This window comes from Streptomyces sp. IBSBF 2435, from assembly GCF_036815005.1.
GTDB lineage: Bacteria > Actinomycetota > Actinomycetes > Streptomycetales > Streptomycetaceae > Actinacidiphila.
This window is the reverse complement of record NZ_JAJSYW010000392.1, coordinates 1-847: the sequence shown is the minus strand read 5'-3', so window position 1 is coordinate 847 and position 847 is coordinate 1. Positions and strand designations below refer to the sequence as shown.

Sequence of the window (847 nt, the reverse complement as noted above, 5' to 3'; positions counted from 1 at the left end):
GAGAAGCCCCGGGCCGACCCCGCCGACGCGTCCCCCGCGACCGCGCTCGCTTCGCCGCCGCAGGACCGATGACTTGCCCGCCTCCGGCCGGTCCATCTCTGCGACGGACCAGAGCCCGCAGCCGGAGGAGACCGGGATGACCACAGAAAAGAGCGGCCCCGCAAGCTACTTCCCCTCGATCGAGAAGAAGTACGGCCGCCCGATCGCGGAGTGGCAGGGCCTGATCCGTGCCTCCCCGCTGACCCGGCACGGGGAACTCGTCGGCTGGCTCACGTCCGAGTACGGACTCGGCCACGGCCACGCCAACGCGCTGGTCGCGCACACCCGCGCGCAGGACGCCGCGGCCTGAGCCGCGCCCCTGCGCGAAACCCCGCCCGGGCGACGGCACTTCGTCGCCCGGGCGGGGCCGGTCGCTGCTGCTGGTCAGCGGCAGACGACGGTGGACGTGCGGTTGCCGGAGGCGGCTGCCGGGTCGGTGGAGACGGTCACGCCGACGTAGGGGTGGCTTGGATCGGAGTCGAAGGTGATGGTCGAGGTGTAGGTGTAACTCACCGCGCCCTTGGGGAATTTCGCGCTCACCGGGGTCACCTTGCCCGCGCCCTGGGGCGTGCCCGTGGCGTTATGCCACCATTTGAGGTGCAGGGTGCCCGCCGCGGTGCCGTCGTACTGCACGGACACCGTCGCGGTCGCCTTACGGGCGGCGGCGTTGCAGCTGCCCGAGACGGAGACGGAGGAGACGTGCGGTCCCGCCGCAGGACCGGCCGGCTTCGTGGGATCGGCCGAGGCGGTGGGCGACGCGGAGGTGCTGGGGGTCGTGGTCGGGCGGCTGGTCGGGGAGTGCGAGGGG

Annotated in this window: 1 protein-coding gene and 1 pseudogene; one reads left to right on the top strand and one right to left on the bottom strand. The window is 73.1% G+C overall.

Annotation, left to right across the window (positions count from 1 at the left end; genetic code table 11):
* The first annotated feature begins 136 nt into the window (after nt 1–136).
* Entirely contained in the window at nt 137–349 is a 213-nt protein-coding gene (locus V7E46_RS33640; protein ID WP_329177900.1) for a DUF4287 domain-containing protein, read from the top strand.
* Nucleotides 350–423: 74 nt separating this feature from the next.
* On the opposite strand, the pseudogene V7E46_RS33635 reads toward V7E46_RS33640, so the two are convergent.
* Nucleotides 424–847: pseudogene (locus V7E46_RS33635) on the bottom strand (hypothetical protein); the annotation flags it as partial.

Excerpts from the sequence above, each read along its gene's own strand:
- V7E46_RS33640 (WP_329177900.1), top strand. The coding sequence starts at position 137 with ATGACCACAGAAAAGAGCGGCCCCGCAAGCTACTTCCCCTCGATCGAG.